Source organism: Mesorhizobium sp. 131-2-1 (genome assembly GCF_016756535.1).
Lineage (GTDB): Bacteria > Pseudomonadota > Alphaproteobacteria > Rhizobiales > Rhizobiaceae > Mesorhizobium.
Genome location: NZ_AP023247.1, coordinates 1,888,795 through 1,904,471 on the forward strand (window position 1 = coordinate 1,888,795; position 15,677 = coordinate 1,904,471).

At 64.2% G+C, this 15,677-nt stretch carries 12 protein-coding genes and 1 tRNA gene; 7 read left to right on the top strand and 6 right to left on the bottom strand.

Annotation, left to right across the window (positions count from 1 at the left end; genetic code table 11):
- The first annotated feature begins 70 nt into the window (after positions 1-70).
- Positions 71-271 (top strand): hypothetical protein, encoded by a 201-nt coding sequence (locus tag JG743_RS09290; RefSeq protein WP_202299796.1) that lies wholly within the window; start codon positions 71-73, stop codon positions 269-271.
- A 102-nt stretch (positions 272-373) separates the two neighbouring features.
- Here JG743_RS09290 and JG743_RS09295 read toward each other — a convergent pair.
- Together JG743_RS09295 and cpdR are read right to left on the bottom strand one after the other, a co-directional pair.
- Positions 374-448 (bottom strand) — tRNA-Val (locus JG743_RS09295).
- Between the two features lie 113 nt (positions 449-561).
- On the bottom strand, positions 562-924 hold the full coding sequence (gene cpdR / locus JG743_RS09300) for a cell cycle two-component system response regulator CpdR (protein ID WP_006199474.1): 363 nt from the start codon (positions 922-924) through the stop codon (positions 562-564).
- A gap of 163 nt (positions 925-1,087) precedes the next feature.
- Here cpdR and JG743_RS09305 point away from each other — a divergent pair, with 163 nt between their 5' ends.
- The 3 genes from JG743_RS09305 to JG743_RS09315 all read left to right on the top strand — a co-directional run bounded on the left by JG743_RS09305 (position 1,088) and on the right by JG743_RS09315 (position 3,725).
- Complete coding sequence (locus JG743_RS09305; RefSeq protein WP_202299798.1) at positions 1,088-2,029, top strand: N-formylglutamate amidohydrolase; 942 nt, start codon at positions 1,088-1,090, stop codon at positions 2,027-2,029.
- Between the two features lie 316 nt (positions 2,030-2,345).
- Entirely contained in the window at positions 2,346-3,119 is a 774-nt protein-coding gene (gene hisN, locus JG743_RS09310; RefSeq protein ID WP_202299808.1) for a histidinol-phosphatase, read from the top strand.
- A gap of 99 nt (positions 3,120-3,218) precedes the next feature.
- On the top strand, positions 3,219-3,725 hold the full coding sequence (locus JG743_RS09315; RefSeq protein WP_202299810.1) for a DUF1579 domain-containing protein: 507 nt from the start codon (positions 3,219-3,221) through the stop codon (positions 3,723-3,725).
- A gap of 34 nt (positions 3,726-3,759) precedes the next feature.
- Here JG743_RS09315 and JG743_RS09320 read toward each other — a convergent pair whose 3' ends face one another.
- Positions 3,760-4,716, bottom strand: coding sequence for an alpha/beta fold hydrolase (locus tag JG743_RS09320; RefSeq protein WP_202299812.1), 957 nt, complete (start codon positions 4,714-4,716; stop codon positions 3,760-3,762).
- A gap of 453 nt (positions 4,717-5,169) precedes the next feature.
- Here JG743_RS09320 and JG743_RS09325 point away from each other — a divergent pair, with 453 nt between their 5' ends.
- A complete protein-coding gene (locus JG743_RS09325; RefSeq protein WP_202299821.1) occupies positions 5,170-5,637 on the top strand; it encodes an Hsp20 family protein in 468 nt (155 codons plus the stop codon).
- A 56-nt stretch (positions 5,638-5,693) separates the two neighbouring features.
- Here JG743_RS09325 and JG743_RS09330 read toward each other — a convergent pair whose 3' ends face one another.
- Both JG743_RS09330 and JG743_RS09335 read right to left on the bottom strand, forming a co-directional pair.
- Entirely contained in the window at positions 5,694-6,563 is an 870-nt protein-coding gene (locus JG743_RS09330) for an MBL fold metallo-hydrolase (protein WP_244673092.1), read from the bottom strand.
- Between the two features lie 36 nt (positions 6,564-6,599).
- A complete protein-coding gene (locus JG743_RS09335; RefSeq protein WP_202299839.1) occupies positions 6,600-7,649 on the bottom strand; it encodes a threonine aldolase family protein in 1,050 nt (349 codons plus the stop codon).
- 480 nt (positions 7,650-8,129) lie between these two features.
- Between JG743_RS09335 and gltB the strand changes: the two genes are divergently transcribed.
- Both gltB and JG743_RS09345 read left to right on the top strand, forming a co-directional pair.
- The gene (gene gltB, locus JG743_RS09340; protein WP_202299841.1) at positions 8,130-12,851 is read left to right on the top strand and encodes a glutamate synthase large subunit; all 4,722 of its coding nucleotides are present in this window, start codon (positions 8,130-8,132) and stop codon (positions 12,849-12,851) included.
- Positions 12,852-12,993: 142 nt separating this feature from the next.
- Positions 12,994-14,448, top strand: coding sequence for a glutamate synthase subunit beta (locus JG743_RS09345; RefSeq protein ID WP_202299843.1), 1,455 nt, complete (start codon positions 12,994-12,996; stop codon positions 14,446-14,448).
- Here JG743_RS09345 and JG743_RS09350 read toward each other — a convergent pair.
- Positions 14,445-15,671, bottom strand: coding sequence for an SGNH/GDSL hydrolase family protein (locus JG743_RS09350; RefSeq protein WP_202299845.1), 1,227 nt, complete (start codon positions 15,669-15,671; stop codon positions 14,445-14,447). The two genes, JG743_RS09345 and JG743_RS09350, sit on opposite strands and share 4 nt — an antisense overlap.
- Positions 15,672-15,677 lie beyond the last annotated feature (6 nt).

The window sequence follows — 15,677 nt, forward strand, 5'->3', positions numbered from 1 at the left end:
TTTGAACCAATCCATGGAGGGACGCGACCCAGCGCTGCGTAACAAACGCGGTCCTTCAAGGAGAACGTCCATGTCTATTGTATCGAGAAACGTCTTGCTTGCCATCGCCACCGCTTCGGTGCTGGCGGGCTGTAAAACCACCACGCCCCCGCAATGCGACAAGCTCAAGCCGAACGTCACCTATCTTGGCAAATGCTGCGGCATTGGCGAAGCGCCGTGCCATGAAGGCAAGAACGGCAACCACGACCGGCCCGATCCTCGGCCGCAGTGAAGGTGGGGAGCAAGGCAGTAGGGGAGTAGGGGAACGAAAGGCGGCGACAAGACCCTACTGCCGTATTGCCTTACTCTCTGATTCCCGTAGGATTTGTTAGGATGGTGGGCGTGACAAGGATTGAACTTGTGACCCCTGCAATGTCAATGCAGTGCTCTCCCGCTGAGCTACACGCCCATCCGATGCCGCGCATACACCATTTTTGATCCAGCGCGTCAATAGGTGGAAAAACGAAAGAAGGGCTCGTTTTGTCGCGCCCGAAGGCGCGCCGGGATCAAGCTGGAAACGCCTCAGGCCGCCTGCAGCATCTTCTCGACCTCGTTGACGAGGTCACGCAGGTGGAACGGCTTCGACAGCACCTTGGCGTCCTTCGGCGCCTTGGAATCGGGATTGAGCGCGACGGCGGCGAAGCCGGTGATGAACATGACCTTGAGGTCGGGATCGATCTCGGTGGCGCGGCGGGCAAGCTCGATGCCGTCCATCTCCGGCATGACGATATCGGTCAAAAGCAGCGAGAACGGCTCCTCGCGCAGCCGCTCATAGGCGCTGGCGCCATTGTCGAAATCGCTCACCTGGTAGCCGGCGCGCTCCAATGCCTTGACGAGGAACCGGCGCATATCATCATCGTCTTCCGCCAGCAGAATGCGTGCCATCATGTCCCGTCCGAATCACCCGCCCGATGTTGATGCCGGGCAAGCCCGTTAACCATCCTGTATATGAGGCGGTGTCGGTAAACATCAAGTGAACGTTGGGAGCATAAGCCCGACTTTGACAACGGGGACAGAGCGCTGAAATGCTGGACATGCGGCCGGGGAGATGGCAGTTTCAGACCATGATGCAGTGCTGTTTCCGGGTTCGTTCACATTGAAGACGGCAGCCGAGGATTTTTCGGTCGTTCCACCCTTCGAAATCCGAGCGGGCGCCGAGCAGCGCGTTCCCTTCCTCTTCAACTCGCCGCATAGCGGCCGCTACTATCCCGAGCGGTTCCTGGCCATGGCCAGGCTCGACAGCAACGCCATCCGCCGGTCGGAGGATTGCTATGTCGACGAATTGTTCGGCGGGGCTGTCGCGCTCGGCGCGCCGCTGCTGGCGGCGAACTTCCCGCGCGCCTATCTCGACGTCAACCGGGAGCCTTGGGAGCTCGATCCGCGCATGTTCGCCGAGCCGGTGCCGTCCTTCTGCAACATCCGCTCGGCGCGGGTGGCGGGCGGGCTCGGCACCGTGCCGAAGCTGGTCGGGGAGGGGCTCGACATCTACTCCGGCCGCCTGCCGCTGGCCGAGGCGGTGGCGCGCATCGAGGCCGTCTACAAGCCCTATCACGAGACGCTGAAGCGGCTTTTGACCAGGACACACGCCAGGTTCGGCTACGCGGTACTGATCGACTGCCATTCGATGCCGGCCAGCATCAGGGTCGGCGACAATGGCGTGCGGCCGGACTTCATCGTCGGCGACCGTTTCGGCATCTCCGCCACGGCGGCGCTGAGCGAGACGGCGATCGGCCTGCTCACCGGCATGGGCTACACGGTTGCCCACAACAAACCCTATGCCGGCGGCTTCATCACCGAGCACTACGGCCGGCCGGCGCGTCATCTGCATGCGCTGCAGATCGAGGTCAATCGCGGGCTCTATATGAACGAGCGGACGTTCCAGAAGTCCGCCGGCTTCGACGCGCTTGCGGACGATCTCACGCGCTTCAGTGCCGATCTGATGGCGATGCCGGACCATCATTTCGTCGACCTGCCGCTGGCCGCCGAGTAACGCCGGCACAGCCGATCCGCGCCGCGAGCCGGGTGAAAAAAAGACCGCATCGTTTTCACGACACGGTCGAAGTCTAGGGAGGAAACGCCCAAGGAGGGCATGGACAGGAAAACCTGTCCGAGAACAAATCTATTGTGCGATGCACAAATGTCAATCGACTTCAGGCTTTTTTAATTCACTCTGAATGGGAAATTGCGTTTCGGTGGCGTTTGCGTGACATTCAGGCAACAGTTGCCGCGGTGCTAAATGATCCATGCCCTTGTTCCGGCAGGAAATCATCGGCAAAGGACGGCATGCTGCAACGCGGGAGAATCAGTTGGACATCAGCATCGACTTCATGCGGCGCATCGCGCATGCCGCCGCCGCCGAGACCTTGCCGCGCTTCCGCAGCCAGGGCACGGTCGTCAACAAGGAGGCGGGCAGCTTCGACCCGGTCACCGAGGCCGACCGCGAGGCCGAGCGGGTGATCCGGGCGCTGATATCGGCCGAGTATCCCGATCACGGCATTCTCGGCGAGGAGCACGGCAGCTCGAACATCTCCAGCCGGCATGTCTGGGTGATCGATCCGATCGACGGCACGCGCGCCTTCATCTCCGGCCTGCCGGTCTGGGGAACGCTGGTCGGGTTGACCGTCGACGGCGAGGCCGTCGCCGGGCTGATGTCGCAGCCCTTCACCGGCGAGCTGTTCTATGCCAACGCGTCCGGTTCCCACTATGAAGGTCCGGGCGGCCCACGCCAGCTGGCGACGCGCAAGACGACGGATCTCGCCAGGGCGACGCTGTTCACCACCACGCCGGCGCTGTTCAAGGGCGAGGCGCGCAAGCGCTACGACGCGTTCGAAAAGCAGGTCCAGCTCGCCCGCTACGGCACCGATTGCTACGCCTTCGCCATGGTCGCGGCGGGAAGCGTCGACATCGTCGCCGATCCCGGCCTGAAACCCTATGACATCGTGGCGTTGATCCCGATCATCGAGAAGGCGGGCGGCGTCGTCACCACGTTCGAGGGCGGACCGGCGGAACAGGGCGGCGACATATTGGCGGCCGCGACACCGGAGCTGCACGCGGCGGCGATGGCGGCGCTGCGCGGCTGAGCCAGCGATTGATCCTCAGCGCGGCGGATGACACCGATCCTGACAGCAGGCTGTCAGCTGCCCTCGGTTATGGAGAACCATGACAGGGGAGGAATCGCTATGCCGGCGCAGACAGCGCAAAGCCACGTCAATCCGGCCGACGGCCGGTCGGATTTCGATTTCCTGCACGGGCACTGGGCGATCAGCCACCGCAGGCTGCGCAAGCGTCTCGCCGGCGACACCGGCTGGGATGTCTTCGGCGGGACATGCGAGGCGCGTCCGATCCTCGGTGGTCTCGGCAATGTCGACGACAATCTGATCGAATTGCCCGGGGACCTTTATCGCGCCGCCACGGTGCGGACCTTCGATCCGGCGACGCGGCAATGGTCGATCTGGTGGATCGACGGCCGCAATCCGCTCAGCGTCGATGTGCCGATGCGGGGATCGTTCAAGAACGGTGTCGGCACGTTCTTCTGCGAGGACGTCTTCGAAGGCCGCCCGATCCGGGTCCGTTTCATCTGGTCGCGCATCACGGAAAAGTCGGCGCGCTGGGAGCAGGCGTTTTCGGCCGATGACGGCGAAAGCTGGGAGACCAACTGGATCATGGATTTCGCCAGACAGGCGTGAGGTGCCGGCCGGCTCGCGAGCCCGGCGCAGCCGGTCAGGGCGCGTCGCCGGTTCCGGGAATGAAGGCGTCGAAGGCGGCGAGGAGCTGCTCGCGATAGAGATCCTTCTCTTGCAGGATCTCATGGTGGGCGCCGTCGATCATCAGCAGAGAGCCGAGGCGCAGGCGCCTGGCGTAGGCTTCCACTGCCTTGGTCGAGACGACCTGGTCGGCGCCGGCGGCGATCACCAGCATCGGAACCTGGATCGCGCTCATGAAGCCCGGATCGCTTATCGTCTCGGACGCCTCGGCCGCAGCCTTCAGCCAGCGGATCGTCGGCCCGCCGAGCGCCAGCTGCGGCCAGGCTTCGTAAATGCCGGTGTTGCGCCGGTAACGCACGGGATCGGACGTCACCTTGTTGAGCTCGAACGGCGTCGTCTCCTTCGGCCGCGGTCCGATGGCGGCATAGAGCCGGCCAAGACCGATCGCACAGAACGCCGCGCAGACGCGGCGGACCGTGCCTATCGAGACAGGCAGATCGGGCAAGGTCAGGAAAGGCGCGATCAGCACCATGCGCCGCACCCGGTTGACCATCGACGGCGAGGCCAGCAGCGCGACCACCGCTCCGGCCGAATGGGCAAGGATGTAATACGGCCCGCGACAGTCCGGCAGCACCACCTCCTCGAAGAATTGCTCGAGGTCGCTGGCGTAGTCGCGGAAGCTGCGGACGTAGCCGCGCTGCGGGTCGCGGATCAGCCGGTCGGAAGCACCCTGGCCACGCCAGTCAAGGGTTGCGACGCTGAAGCCGCGGCCGCAAAGATCGCGGATGGTCTCGAAATATTTCTCGGCGCACTCGTTGCGGCCGGTGAGAAGGACCACGGTGCCCTTGAGCGGACGGGTGGTGGCGGCAAAGACGCCGTAGCGGATCTTCTTGCGGTCACGCGTGGTGAAGAAGCCGCCGGCGGCATTTTCCGGCGGCGGATTGTCCGGCGTCTGATAAAAAAGGTCCGTCATTCGGCGCTTCGTTCTTTGCTCTGCCGCCGCGGCTGGCGAGGTATCGCATGGTGATAGACGGCCATGCGCCAAAAGCAAAGGCGTCGCGGAGATGGTGGAAGGCAACGCACGAGGCCGGAAGCAGCCTTGGCTGCTTCCGGCCCTTGTCGATCCGGGAGGAAGGGACGTTAACACCCGGCTCGGCCTCGTCGCGGCGTCTGCTGGGCGCGCCGCCTGGTCCTTGATCCTGGCAGCATCCTAGCGCCGCCTGGCTGAACGCCGGCCGAAGCCGCGGTTCATCTGCCGTTCATCGAGCCTCGAATGTTCCATCCGCGAAAATCTTGAAATGCCCTTTTGCGCTTCCCAAATGTCTGGAGCGGTCGCCGATGTCGGGACCGCTGGTCCATACGAAACGCCATTCCGGGTTTCGCAGTGGCCAAACGCAAACTCTGTTGCTCAATAGGAGAACACCCTATGCGTCACGTTGATTTTTCCCCGCTTTATCGTTCGACCGTCGGTTTCGACCGTCTCTTCACCATGCTCGACTCGCTCGGCCAGCCCGACGGCGCGCAGACTTATCCGCCCTACAATATCGAGCGCACCGGCGAGAACGCCTACCGCATCTCGATGGCGGTGGCTGGCTTCTCGGAAGACGAGATCTCGATCGAGGCCCACCGCAACGTGCTGACCGTCAAGGGTGAGCGCAAGGAAGAGGGCAATGGCGAAGGCTCCGAGCTGCTCTATCGCGGCATTGCCTCCAGGGCTTTCGAGCGCCGCTTCCAGCTCGCCGACCATGTCGAGGTCGTGGGCGCCACGCTGAAGAACGGCCTGCTCTTCGTCGACCTCACGCGCAACATTCCCGAGGAGCTGAAGCCGCGAAAGATCGCGATCACCCAGTCCTCGGACAAGGCCAAGCAGATCGAGGCCAAAGCGGCCGCGTAATTCCATCGCCTCCCAAGGCAAAGAAGGCGGCGCCGAAAGCGCCGCCTTTCTTATGTTCAGGTGGCGGTTCCAGAAGCCATTACGGCCTCGACGTTTTGTCGGTGAACGGCCTCGTATGGCGCGAAATAGCTGACTGCTCCAGAGGTGAATATCTCGGCAGCGAAGGCTCCCAAGTCCTGCCTCACCAGATCGGGTTCGTGACGGCAGCGAAGCAGCTTTTCGACGTAGGATCGGGTAGCGGCAATGAACTCCCGACCGTACCCACCGGATTGGATGGCTTCCAGCGAACCGTGGTTGGGCAGGATGCGGTCAAAGGTCCAGCCGGCCATGCGTTCGAGATCGTCCAGGTGTTCGGTCAGCCGTTCCGGTTCGCCGACATAGGTGATCGGATCTTCAAGCGTATCGCCGGCAAAGAGCAGGCCGGCGCTTGGCATAACCAACACAGTACCGTCGTGACTGTGGATTTCGACATGCCGAAGGTCGACCGCTATCGACCCGACCATGAGGTCGAGATTGCCGTCGAATGTTCGATTCGGAAGGATAAGTGGCCTGATCGGCGGGTTCTCATTTTCCAGTTTGGTCCGGTTCTCAGCGAGAGCAGAGGCCGTGAGGTTGTTGGCGATGATTTCGCAATCCTGGAATACCTCATTGCCGGCGACGTGATCGTCGTGCCAGTGACTGAGCACGACACGGATCGAGGTAACGCCCATACCCTCCAGCGTTTGCCGGATGATCCGGGCGTGCTGAAGCGAAATATGAGTGTCATAGACAAGCGCTTCCGAGCCGTCGACAATTGCGTAGGTGCAAATGCCGAGCGCATATGCGCCGTCATCGAGCCAATTGGGCTGATCCGACCAGCCGCGAACGCCCTCTATCCGGCCGTCATAAAAGCCAAGCACGTTTGGAGCCGGGCGAACCAGCCGCATAGTCGAGCCGAGCGGTGATATGGTCATTGGACAAGCTCAACCGATCAGGTGGCCAAGTTGGTCGATCTCTTGCTGGGTGGTCGCGAAGCTGGCGACGAAGCGGTAGATCGCCTCGTTGTCGCCAAGGTGGCCCTCAAAACCTTGCGGCACGCCCCATTCGTAGAATTTGGCGCCGGCGGCCTGCAGCTTTTCGGCCTTGGCGCGGTCGAGCATGGCGAACACCTCGTTGGCCTGCGGCAGCCAGGCCAGCCTGCCTGCCGGCGCGTCCTCGATCGTCTCGGCCAGCCGCGCGGCCATCGCGTTGGCGTGGCCCGCCATCCTCAGCCACAGCCCATCGGTGAAATAGGCTTCGAACTGGGCCGAGATGAAGCGTGCCTTGGAGAAGGTCTGCCCGGCGCGCTGACGAAGCAGGCGCAGATCTTTGGCGACATCGGGGTTCAGGATCACCACCGCGTCGGCCATCCAGCAGCCGTTCTTGGTGGCGCCGAAGGAGATGATGTCGACGCCGCTTTTCCATGTCATTTCCGCGGGGGTGACCCCGGTCGCCGCAATCGCGTTGGCGAAGCGCGCGCCGTCCATGTGCAAAGGCAGGCCATGGCGGCGGCTGATCTCGGCGATCGCCTTGACGTCGTCGACCGTGTAGACGGTGCCGACTTCAGTCGCCTGGGTGATCGTCACCGCCATGGGCTGGCCGGCGGGGACGAGGTCCCGCGAATAACGATCTATGGCTTGGTCGAGCGCCTTTGGGTTCATACGTCCCAGAGGCCCCGGGACGGGCGACATGCGCGCTCCGCCGGTATAGAAGCCGGAGGCGCCGAACTCGTCGACATTCATATGCGCCTCGGAATGGCAGAAGGCGACGCCGCCGATGCGGTTCAACGCCGACATGGAGAGCGCGTTGGCCGCCGTGCCCGTCGCGACGAAGAACACCTGGACGTCACGTTCGAAGATCTCGCTGAAACGTCGGTAGACGGCGCGGTCCAGGTCGCCGTCGCCATAGGCGGTGGCGATGCCCGCGGCGTGTCGCGAAAGATTGGTCGAGATGTCGGGATGGACGCCCGCCCAGTTGTCGGATGCAAAGAACATCGAGAGGTCCGTAGCTGATTTGCAGAAGCCGGCGCGACTTGACCGTTTTGGTCTTGCAAGCGCAAGTGGCCAATTGCCGGGAAAGCAGTGATGCCAGCCGAGGCCGAAATCGGTAGCGACCGAAGCTTACGCTTTGCCGTCCTCTCACGAAATTTTATGTCGCGGCGCGGCCAAGATTTTTGTGAATCGGTCTTGTGCGCACGCCAGATTTCTGCCATAAAAAATTTAGGACAGTAGTGCTGTCTTATTTTGTCGCACAAATCAGGCTGGACTGGCGTATCATATGGGCCATTCCGGCCGTTGCCGCGAGCGACGGGTAGACGGCTCGGCTCTGGCCTGTACGATACCGGATACGAACCGGGCGGCGCGCCGCATGGTTCGGCAACGATTTCGCAAGACGTGCAGCAAGGATGAGGGGGAAGCATCGCGCTTCCCAAGGCAAACCAGCGCCCCAAACGGCGCGGAACGGAGGATAGGACGATGACGGAATTGACGCCATCTGCGATCAACGGCCAGGCCGCGCAGACGAAAGCGGCAGCCGTCAAAACCGCGACCCGCACCGCCACCGGTATGGCTGCCCAAGGCCTTTACGATCCGCGCAACGAGCACGACGCCTGCGGCGTCGGCTTCATCGTCAACATGAAGGGCGTGAAGTCGCACCAGATCGTCAAGGACGGCCTTGCCGTGCTGGAGAACCTGACGCATCGCGGCGCCGTCGGCGCCGACCCGCTGGTGGGCGATGGCGCTGGCGTGCTGGTGCAGCTTCCCGACCGCTTCTTCCGCGAGGAGATGGCGGCCCAGGGCATCGAGCTGCCGCCGGCGGGCCAGTACGGCGTCGGACACTGGTTCATGCCGCAGGACGCGGCGCTGCGCGCCCATATCGAGGATATCATCACCGAATCGGCGCAGTCCGAGGGACTGCCGCTGCTCGGCTTCCGTGACGTGCCCGTCGACAATTCGTCGCTGTCGAAGGCTCCGGATATCGTCGCGTCCGAGCCGTTCCATCGGCAAGTCTTCATCGGCCGCACGCCCGACATCACCGATGACGAGGAGTACGAGGCCAGGCTCTATCTGCTGCGCAAGGTGATATCGGGCCGTATCTACGCCGAAAACGACAACAAGGACATCGGCGCCTATTGCGTGTCGCTGTCGGCGCGCACCCTCGTCTACAAGGGCATGTTTCTGGCTTACCAGGTCGGGGCCTATTACAAGGACCTTTCCGATCCGCGCTTCGAGACCGCGCTGATTCTCGTCCACCAGCGCTTCTCGACCAACACCTTCCCGTCGTGGAAGCTGGCGCATCCCTACCGCATGGTCGCGCACAATGGCGAGATCAACACCGTGCGCGGCAACAACAACTGGATGGCGGCCCGCCAGGCCTCGGTCGATTCCGAGCTGTTCGGCAACAACATCTCGAAGCTCTGGCCGATCTCCTATGAGGGCCAGTCGGACACGGCGTGCTTCGACAATGCGCTCGAATTCCTGTTCCAGGGTGGCTACAGCCTCAGCCATGCCATGATGATGCTGATCCCGGAGGCCTGGGCCGGCAACAAGCTGATGGATGCCGACCGCAAGGCCTTCTACGAATACCATGCAGCACTGATGGAGCCATGGGACGGCCCGGCGGCGGTCGCCTTCACCGACGGACGCCAGATCGGCGCCACGCTTGATCGCAATGGCCTGCGCCCGGCGCGCTACATCGTCACCGATGACGACCGCGTCATCATGGCCTCGGAAGCCGGCGTGCTGCCGGTGCCAGAGGAAAAGATCATCCAGAAGTGGCGGCTGCAGCCCGGCCGCATGCTCTTGATCGACCTTGCCAAGGGCCGCATCATCCCCGACGAGGAGATCAAGTCGGAGATCGCGACCAGGCACCCCTACAAGAGCTGGCTCGCCAACACGCAGCTCATCCTGGAAGACCTGAAGCCGGTCGAGCCGCGCGCGCTGCGCAAGGATGTCAGCCTGCTCGATCGCCAGCAGGCGTTCGGCTACAGCCAGGAAGACACCAAGCTCTTGATGTCGCCGATGGCCACCACCGGCCAGGAAGCGGTCGGCTCGATGGGCACCGACACGCCGATCTCGGCGATGTCGGACAGGTCGAAGCTGCTCTACACCTATTTCAAGCAGAACTTCGCCCAGGTCACCAACCCGCCGATCGACCCGATCCGCGAGGAACTGGTGATGAGCCTGGTGTCGTTCATCGGACCGCGGCCGAACATCTTCGACCTTGTCGGCAATTCGCGCCGCAAGCGGCTCGAGGTGCGCCAGCCGATCCTGACCAATGGCGATCTCGAGAAGATCCGCTCGATCGGCCACACCGAGGACCGTTTCGACACCAAGACGATCGACATCACCTATGGTGCGAACGAGAATGCGGCTGGCATGCAGGGCGCCATCGACCGCTTGTGCGAGCGCGCCGAAGCGGCGGTCGCCGGCGGCTACAACATCATCATCCTGTCCGATCGCCAGCTCGGGCCGGACCGCATCGCCATTCCGGCGCTGCTCGCAACGGCAGCGGTGCATCACCACCTGATCCGCAAGGGATTGCGCACGTCGGTCGGCCTGGTCGTCGAATCCGGCGAACCGCGCGAGGTGCATCATTTCTGCTGCCTCGCCGGCTACGGCGCCGAAGCGATCAATCCGTACCTCGCCTTCGACACGCTGCTCGACATGCACAAGCGCGGCGAGCTGCCGGAGGAGGTCGACGCGTACGAAGTGGTTTCGCGCTACATCAAGTCGATCGGCAAGGGCATCCTCAAGGTGATGTCCAAGATGGGCATCTCGACCTACCAGTCCTATTGCGGCGCGCAGATCTTCGACGCCATCGGCCTCAAGTCCGATTTCGTCGAGAAGTACTTCACCGGCACCGCGACGCTGATCGAGGGCGTCGGGCTGGATGAGATCGCGGCCGAGACGATCAGCCGCCACACGGACGGCTTCGGCAACGATCCGGTGCTGCGCAACAGCCTGGAGGTCGGCGGCGAATACATGTTCCGCATGCGCGGCGAAGCCCACATGTGGTCGCCCGACGCGGTCGCCACCCTGCAGCATGCGGTGCGCCAGGGTTCTTGGGATACGTTCAAGGATTATTCCGCGCAGATCGACAGCGACACGGCCCGCGCCCAGACCATCCGCGGCCTGTTCAAGATCAGGCTCGCCGAGGACACCGGCCGCAAGAAGGTCGCGCTCGACGACGTCATGCCGGCGGCCGAGATCGTCAAGCGCTTCTCGACCGGGGCTATGTCGTTCGGCTCGATCTCCAGGGAAGCGCACACGACGCTGGCGCGCGCCATGAACGCCATCGGCGGCAAGTCGAACACCGGCGAGGGCGGCGAGGAATCGGATCGCTATCTGCCGCTGCCCGGCGGCGGCAAGAACCCGGAGCGCTCGGCGATCAAGCAGGTCGCCTCCGGACGGTTCGGCGTGACGGCGGAATATCTCGTCAACTCGGACGTCATGCAGATCAAGGTCGCGCAGGGCGCCAAGCCCGGCGAGGGCGGCCAGCTGCCCGGCCACAAGGTCGACGCCACCATCGCCAAGGTCCGGCACTCGACGCCCGGCGTCGGCCTGATCTCGCCGCCGCCGCATCACGACATCTATTCGATCGAGGATCTGGCGCAGCTGATCTACGACCTGAAGAACGTCAACCCGGCCGCCGACGTTTCGGTCAAGCTGGTGTCGGAGGTCGGCGTCGGCACGGTGGCGGCGGGCGTTGCCAAGGCGCGCGCCGACCACATCACCATCTCCGGCTATGATGGCGGCACCGGCGCCTCGCCGCTGACCTCGCTCAAGCATGCCGGCAGCCCGTGGGAAATGGGGCTTGCCGAGACGCACCAGACGCTGGTGCTCAACGGCCTCAGGTCGCGCGTCGCGCTGCAGGTCGACGGCGGCCTGCGCACCGGGCGCGACGTCATCATCGGCGCGCTGCTCGGCGCCGACGAGTTCGGCTTCTCGACCGCGCCGCTGATCGCGGCCGGCTGCATCATGATGCGCAAGTGCCACCTCAACACCTGCCCGGTCGGCGTGGCGACGCAGGACCCGGTGCTGCGCAAGCGCTTCAAGGGCACGCCCGAGCATGTCATCAACTTCTTCTTCTATGTCGCGGAAGAGGTGCGGGGGCTGCTGGCCGAAATGGGCTTCACCCATGTCGACCAGATCATCGGCGACGCCGACCTGCTGGAGAAGCGCGACGTCATCCAGCACTGGAAGGCGCGCGGGCTCGATTTCTCGAAGATGTTCTTCAAGCCCGATGCGCCGCATGAGGCGGTACACTGGACCGAGCGTCAGAAGCATCCGATCGACGACGTGCTCGACCGCAAGCTGATCGAGCTGGCGAAGCCGGCGCTTGAGGCCAAGCAGCCCGTCGCCATCGAGCTGCCGATCCGCAATGTCGACCGTTCGGCGGGCGCGATGCTGTCGGGTGAGGTGGCCAAGCGCTTCAAGCACAAGGGGCTGCGCGAGGACACGATCCAGGTCAAGCTCACCGGCACCGCCGGCCAGTCCTTCGGCGCCTTCCTGGCGCGGGGCGTTTCCTTCGAGCTGGTCGGCGCCGGCAACGACTATGTCGGCAAGGGCCTGTCGGGCGGCCGCATCGTCATCCGGCCGCCGGAAGAGGCCAAGATCATTGCTGCCGAATCCATCATCGTCGGCAACACGGTGCTTTACGGTGCAACCGAAGGCGAGGCCTATTTCGCCGGCGTCGCCGGCGAGCGCTTCGCGGTGCGCAATTCGGGTGTGGCCGCCGTCGTCGAGGGCGTCGGCGACCATGGCTGCGAATACATGACCGGCGGTATCGTCGTCGTCCTCGGCAAGACCGGCCGCAACTTCGCCGCCGGCATGTCGGGCGGCGTCGCCTATGTGCTCGACGAGAAGGGCGATTTCGCCGAACGCTGCAACATGGCGATGGTCGAGCTGGAGCCGGTGCCGGAAGAGGACGATCTGATGGAGAGGCTGCTCCATCACGGCGGCGACCTCGACCATAAGGGACGCGTCGACGTCTCCGGCGACATGACCAGCCATGATGAGGAGCGGCTCTACCAGCTGATCTCGAACCACGTCCATTACACGCGTTCCGCGCGCGGCCGTGAAATCCTCGACAACTGGGCGACCTTCCGGCCGAAATTCCGGAAGATCATGCCGGTCGAGTATCGCCGCGCGCTGATCGAGATGGAACGCATGCGCATGAGCGTGGCGGCGGAATAAGCATCGGAGAGGCCGGAGACGTGGTTCTCCGGCCGCCATCCTCACCAACAATCCTGACCCCGGACTGCGGTTGCCATGGCGGCCTTAAGGGGTTAACGGGTGCGCCGACAAAAGCGTGCCTTCGGACAGCAGGGACTGGACTATGGGCAAGGTAACTGGGTTTCTCGAGATCGACCGGCAGGTGCACAAGTACCAGCCGGCCTCCGACCGCATCCGGCATTTCCGCGAATTCACACTGCCGATGTCGGACAAGGAGGTCGAGAAGCAGGCCGCGCGCTGCATGGATTGCGGCATTCCGTTCTGCCATGGGCCGACCGGCTGTCCGATCCACAACCAGATCCCTGACTGGAACGACCTCGTCTACAATGGCGACTGGGACAATGCGATCCGCAACCTGCATTCGACCAACAATTTCCCCGAATTCACCGGCCGCATCTGCCCGGCGCCGTGCGAGGAAGCCTGCACGCTGAACCTCGAGGACATTCCGGTCGCCATCAAGACCGTGGAGCAGGCGATCGCCGACAAGGCCTACGAGACCGGTCATATCCGGCCCTATCCGCCGGAGAAGAAGACCGGCAAGCGCGTTGCCATCATCGGCTCGGGCCCCGCCGGCATGGCGGCGGCCCAGCAGCTTGGCCGTGCCGGTCATGACGTGCACGTCTATGAGCGCGAAAGCCGCCCGGGCGGGCTGATGCGCTACGGCATCCCGGACTTCAAGATCGAGAAGCACTATATCGACCGGCGCATCGAGCAGATGCAGGGCGAGGGCGTCACTTTCCACTGCGGCGTCAATGTCGGCGTCGACAAGCCTGTGGCGGAGCTGCTCGCCGAGCACGACGCGGTGCTCTATTGCGGCGGATCGGAAACCCCGCGCGCCGCCAACATACCGGGCGACGACCTCGGCGGCGTGCATGACGCGATGCCCTATCTGGTGCAGCAGAACCGCCGCGTCGGCGGCGAGCCGATCCAGTCGGTGGCGTGGCCGTCGCATCCGATCATCGCCAGCGGCCAGCATGTCGTCGTCGTCGGTGGCGGCGACACCGCGTCCGACTGCGTCGGCACCGCCTTCCGCCAGGGCGCGGTGCGTGTCACCCAGCTCGACATCCGCCCGCAGCCGCCGGAAAAGGAAGACAAGCTCGCGGTCTGGCCCTACTGGGCGACCAAGATGCGCACTTCGTCCTCGCAGGCCGAGGGCGCCGAGCGCGAGTTCCAGGTGGCAACGCTCGAATTCATCGGCGAGGACGGCCAGCTGACCGGCGTCAAGTGCTGCGAGGTCGACGAGAGGCGCAAGCCGATCGCCGGCACCGAATTCGTCATCCGCGCCGATCTCGCCTTCATCGCCATCGGCTTTGCCGGTCCGGCCGCAACGGGCGTGGCGAGCGAACTCGATGGGCAGATGAAGATCGTCACCGACAGCCGCCGCTCGAAGAATGTCGAGGCCAATGACCGCGACTACAAGACCAGCGTCGACAGGCTCTACGCCGCGGGCGACGTGCGCCGCGGCCAGTCGCTGGTGGTCTGGGCGATCCGCGAGGGTCGCCAGGCGGCGCGTTCGATCGACGAAGCGCTGATGGGATCGAGCGTGCTGCCCCGTTAAGGATTAATCGCCGTCGTCTTGTCGGTCGTGGCGGCTGCCGTCGCGGGTTGGGTTTTCGGCGGCCAGGAAAAATCGTCGGCGCGGCCGGGCGAGGCATCCGGCGCCTTGCCCTCGATGACGAGTTTTTCACCGGGCAGGTTCGGATTCACTTTCGCCGGCGCCGCCGCGCCGAGAAGCTCGGAGCCGCCGTCGAGCGCCGGATCGCCAAGCAGCATCGGCACGGTGCGGTCGATCACGATCGGAGCCGCATTGGGCGCCGGCGCTTCGACCGGGGCGCCCGCCGGTGCGGAGACCGTCGTCACGCTTCCCGGCGCCGCCAGCCCGAGGATCTTGGCCAGCGGCTTTTCGGTATAGAAGGCAAGCTTGCGCTTGCCGGCCTTCGAGACGTTGATGCCGTCGTCGGAGCGCAGCCGCACGGCCTGACCGTTGATGTCGGGCCCGGTGGTGACGAAGGCGCCGTTCTCGTCGACGAAACCGTCCCAGACATCGACGAACTCGCCGCCGTGCTTCTGCGCCGCCGAGTGGTAGATGTCGTTGAAGGCGAGCATATCCGAGGTCATCTTCGGCAACCGGAAGGCCGGCATGCCGACCCACAGGAACGGCACCTTGGCCTCCGCCATGGCCTTGCCGAACGCGTCGGTGCGGCGCTCATATTCCTTGGTCCAGTTCTCGGAGCGCGGCTGCTCGCGCACGTCGCCCACCTTCATCTGCTGGCGGTCGTTGGAGCCGAGCATGACGACCACGGCCGACGGCTTCTCGGCCTCGATCAGCGATTTGATCTGTTCGGGCCAGTTGTAGAAATCATCGCGCACGAAGCCCGAAGAGCCGTTGCTGCGCACGACGATCCTGACGCCGGCGTTTTCGGCGAAGGCGGTGTCCAGCCCTTCGCCAAGACCGCTCGCCATGAAATCGCCGACCACCAGCACGACGCGGGCATCCGGCGTCTTCTCGACGATCGGCGTCTCCGGCTCGGCCGGTGGGCGCGGCTTGGATTTCCTTGCCTTTGCCTTTGGCCTTGCCTTCTGGATGTCGAGCGGCGGCTCGATGCGCTCGCTGCGGCGCGGAAACAGCAGGTCACGCAGCGACCAGCCGCGGCTCTGCTCCTCCTGTGCCATGGCGGGCGTGTGGAAGGCGCTGGCGGCTGCCACCATCAGGACGGCGAGGGCCAGGATAAGGATCGGCGTACGGCGAACGATCACCCGTATGCGCGCAACCGAAACCAATCGCTG

Bases quoted from the DNA above. Each gene is read 5' to 3' on its own strand.
- JG743_RS09335 (WP_202299839.1), bottom strand. From the start codon at position 7,649: ATGTTCTTTGCATCCGACAACTGGGCGGGCGTCCATCCCGACATCTCG.
- JG743_RS09325 (WP_202299821.1), top strand. From the start codon at position 5,170: ATGCGTCACGTTGATTTTTCCCCGCTTTATCGTTCGACCGTCGGTTTC.
- JG743_RS09320 (WP_202299812.1), bottom strand. From the start codon at position 4,716: ATGACGGACCTTTTTTATCAGACGCCGGACAATCCGCCGCCGGAAAAT.
- gltB (WP_202299841.1), top strand. From the start codon at position 8,130: ATGACGGAATTGACGCCATCTGCGATCAACGGCCAGGCCGCGCAGACG.
- JG743_RS09345 (WP_202299843.1), top strand. From the start codon at position 12,994: ATGGGCAAGGTAACTGGGTTTCTCGAGATCGACCGGCAGGTGCACAAG.
- JG743_RS09305 (WP_202299798.1), top strand. From the start codon at position 1,088: ATGGCAGTTTCAGACCATGATGCAGTGCTGTTTCCGGGTTCGTTCACA.
- JG743_RS09330 (WP_244673092.1), bottom strand. From the start codon at position 6,563: ATGCGGCTGGTTCGCCCGGCTCCAAACGTGCTTGGCTTTTATGACGGC.
- JG743_RS09290 (WP_202299796.1), top strand. From the start codon at position 71: ATGTCTATTGTATCGAGAAACGTCTTGCTTGCCATCGCCACCGCTTCG.
- JG743_RS09315 (WP_202299810.1), top strand. From the start codon at position 3,219: ATGCCGGCGCAGACAGCGCAAAGCCACGTCAATCCGGCCGACGGCCGG.
- cpdR (WP_006199474.1), bottom strand. From the start codon at position 924: ATGGCACGCATTCTGCTGGCGGAAGACGATGATGATATGCGCCGGTTC.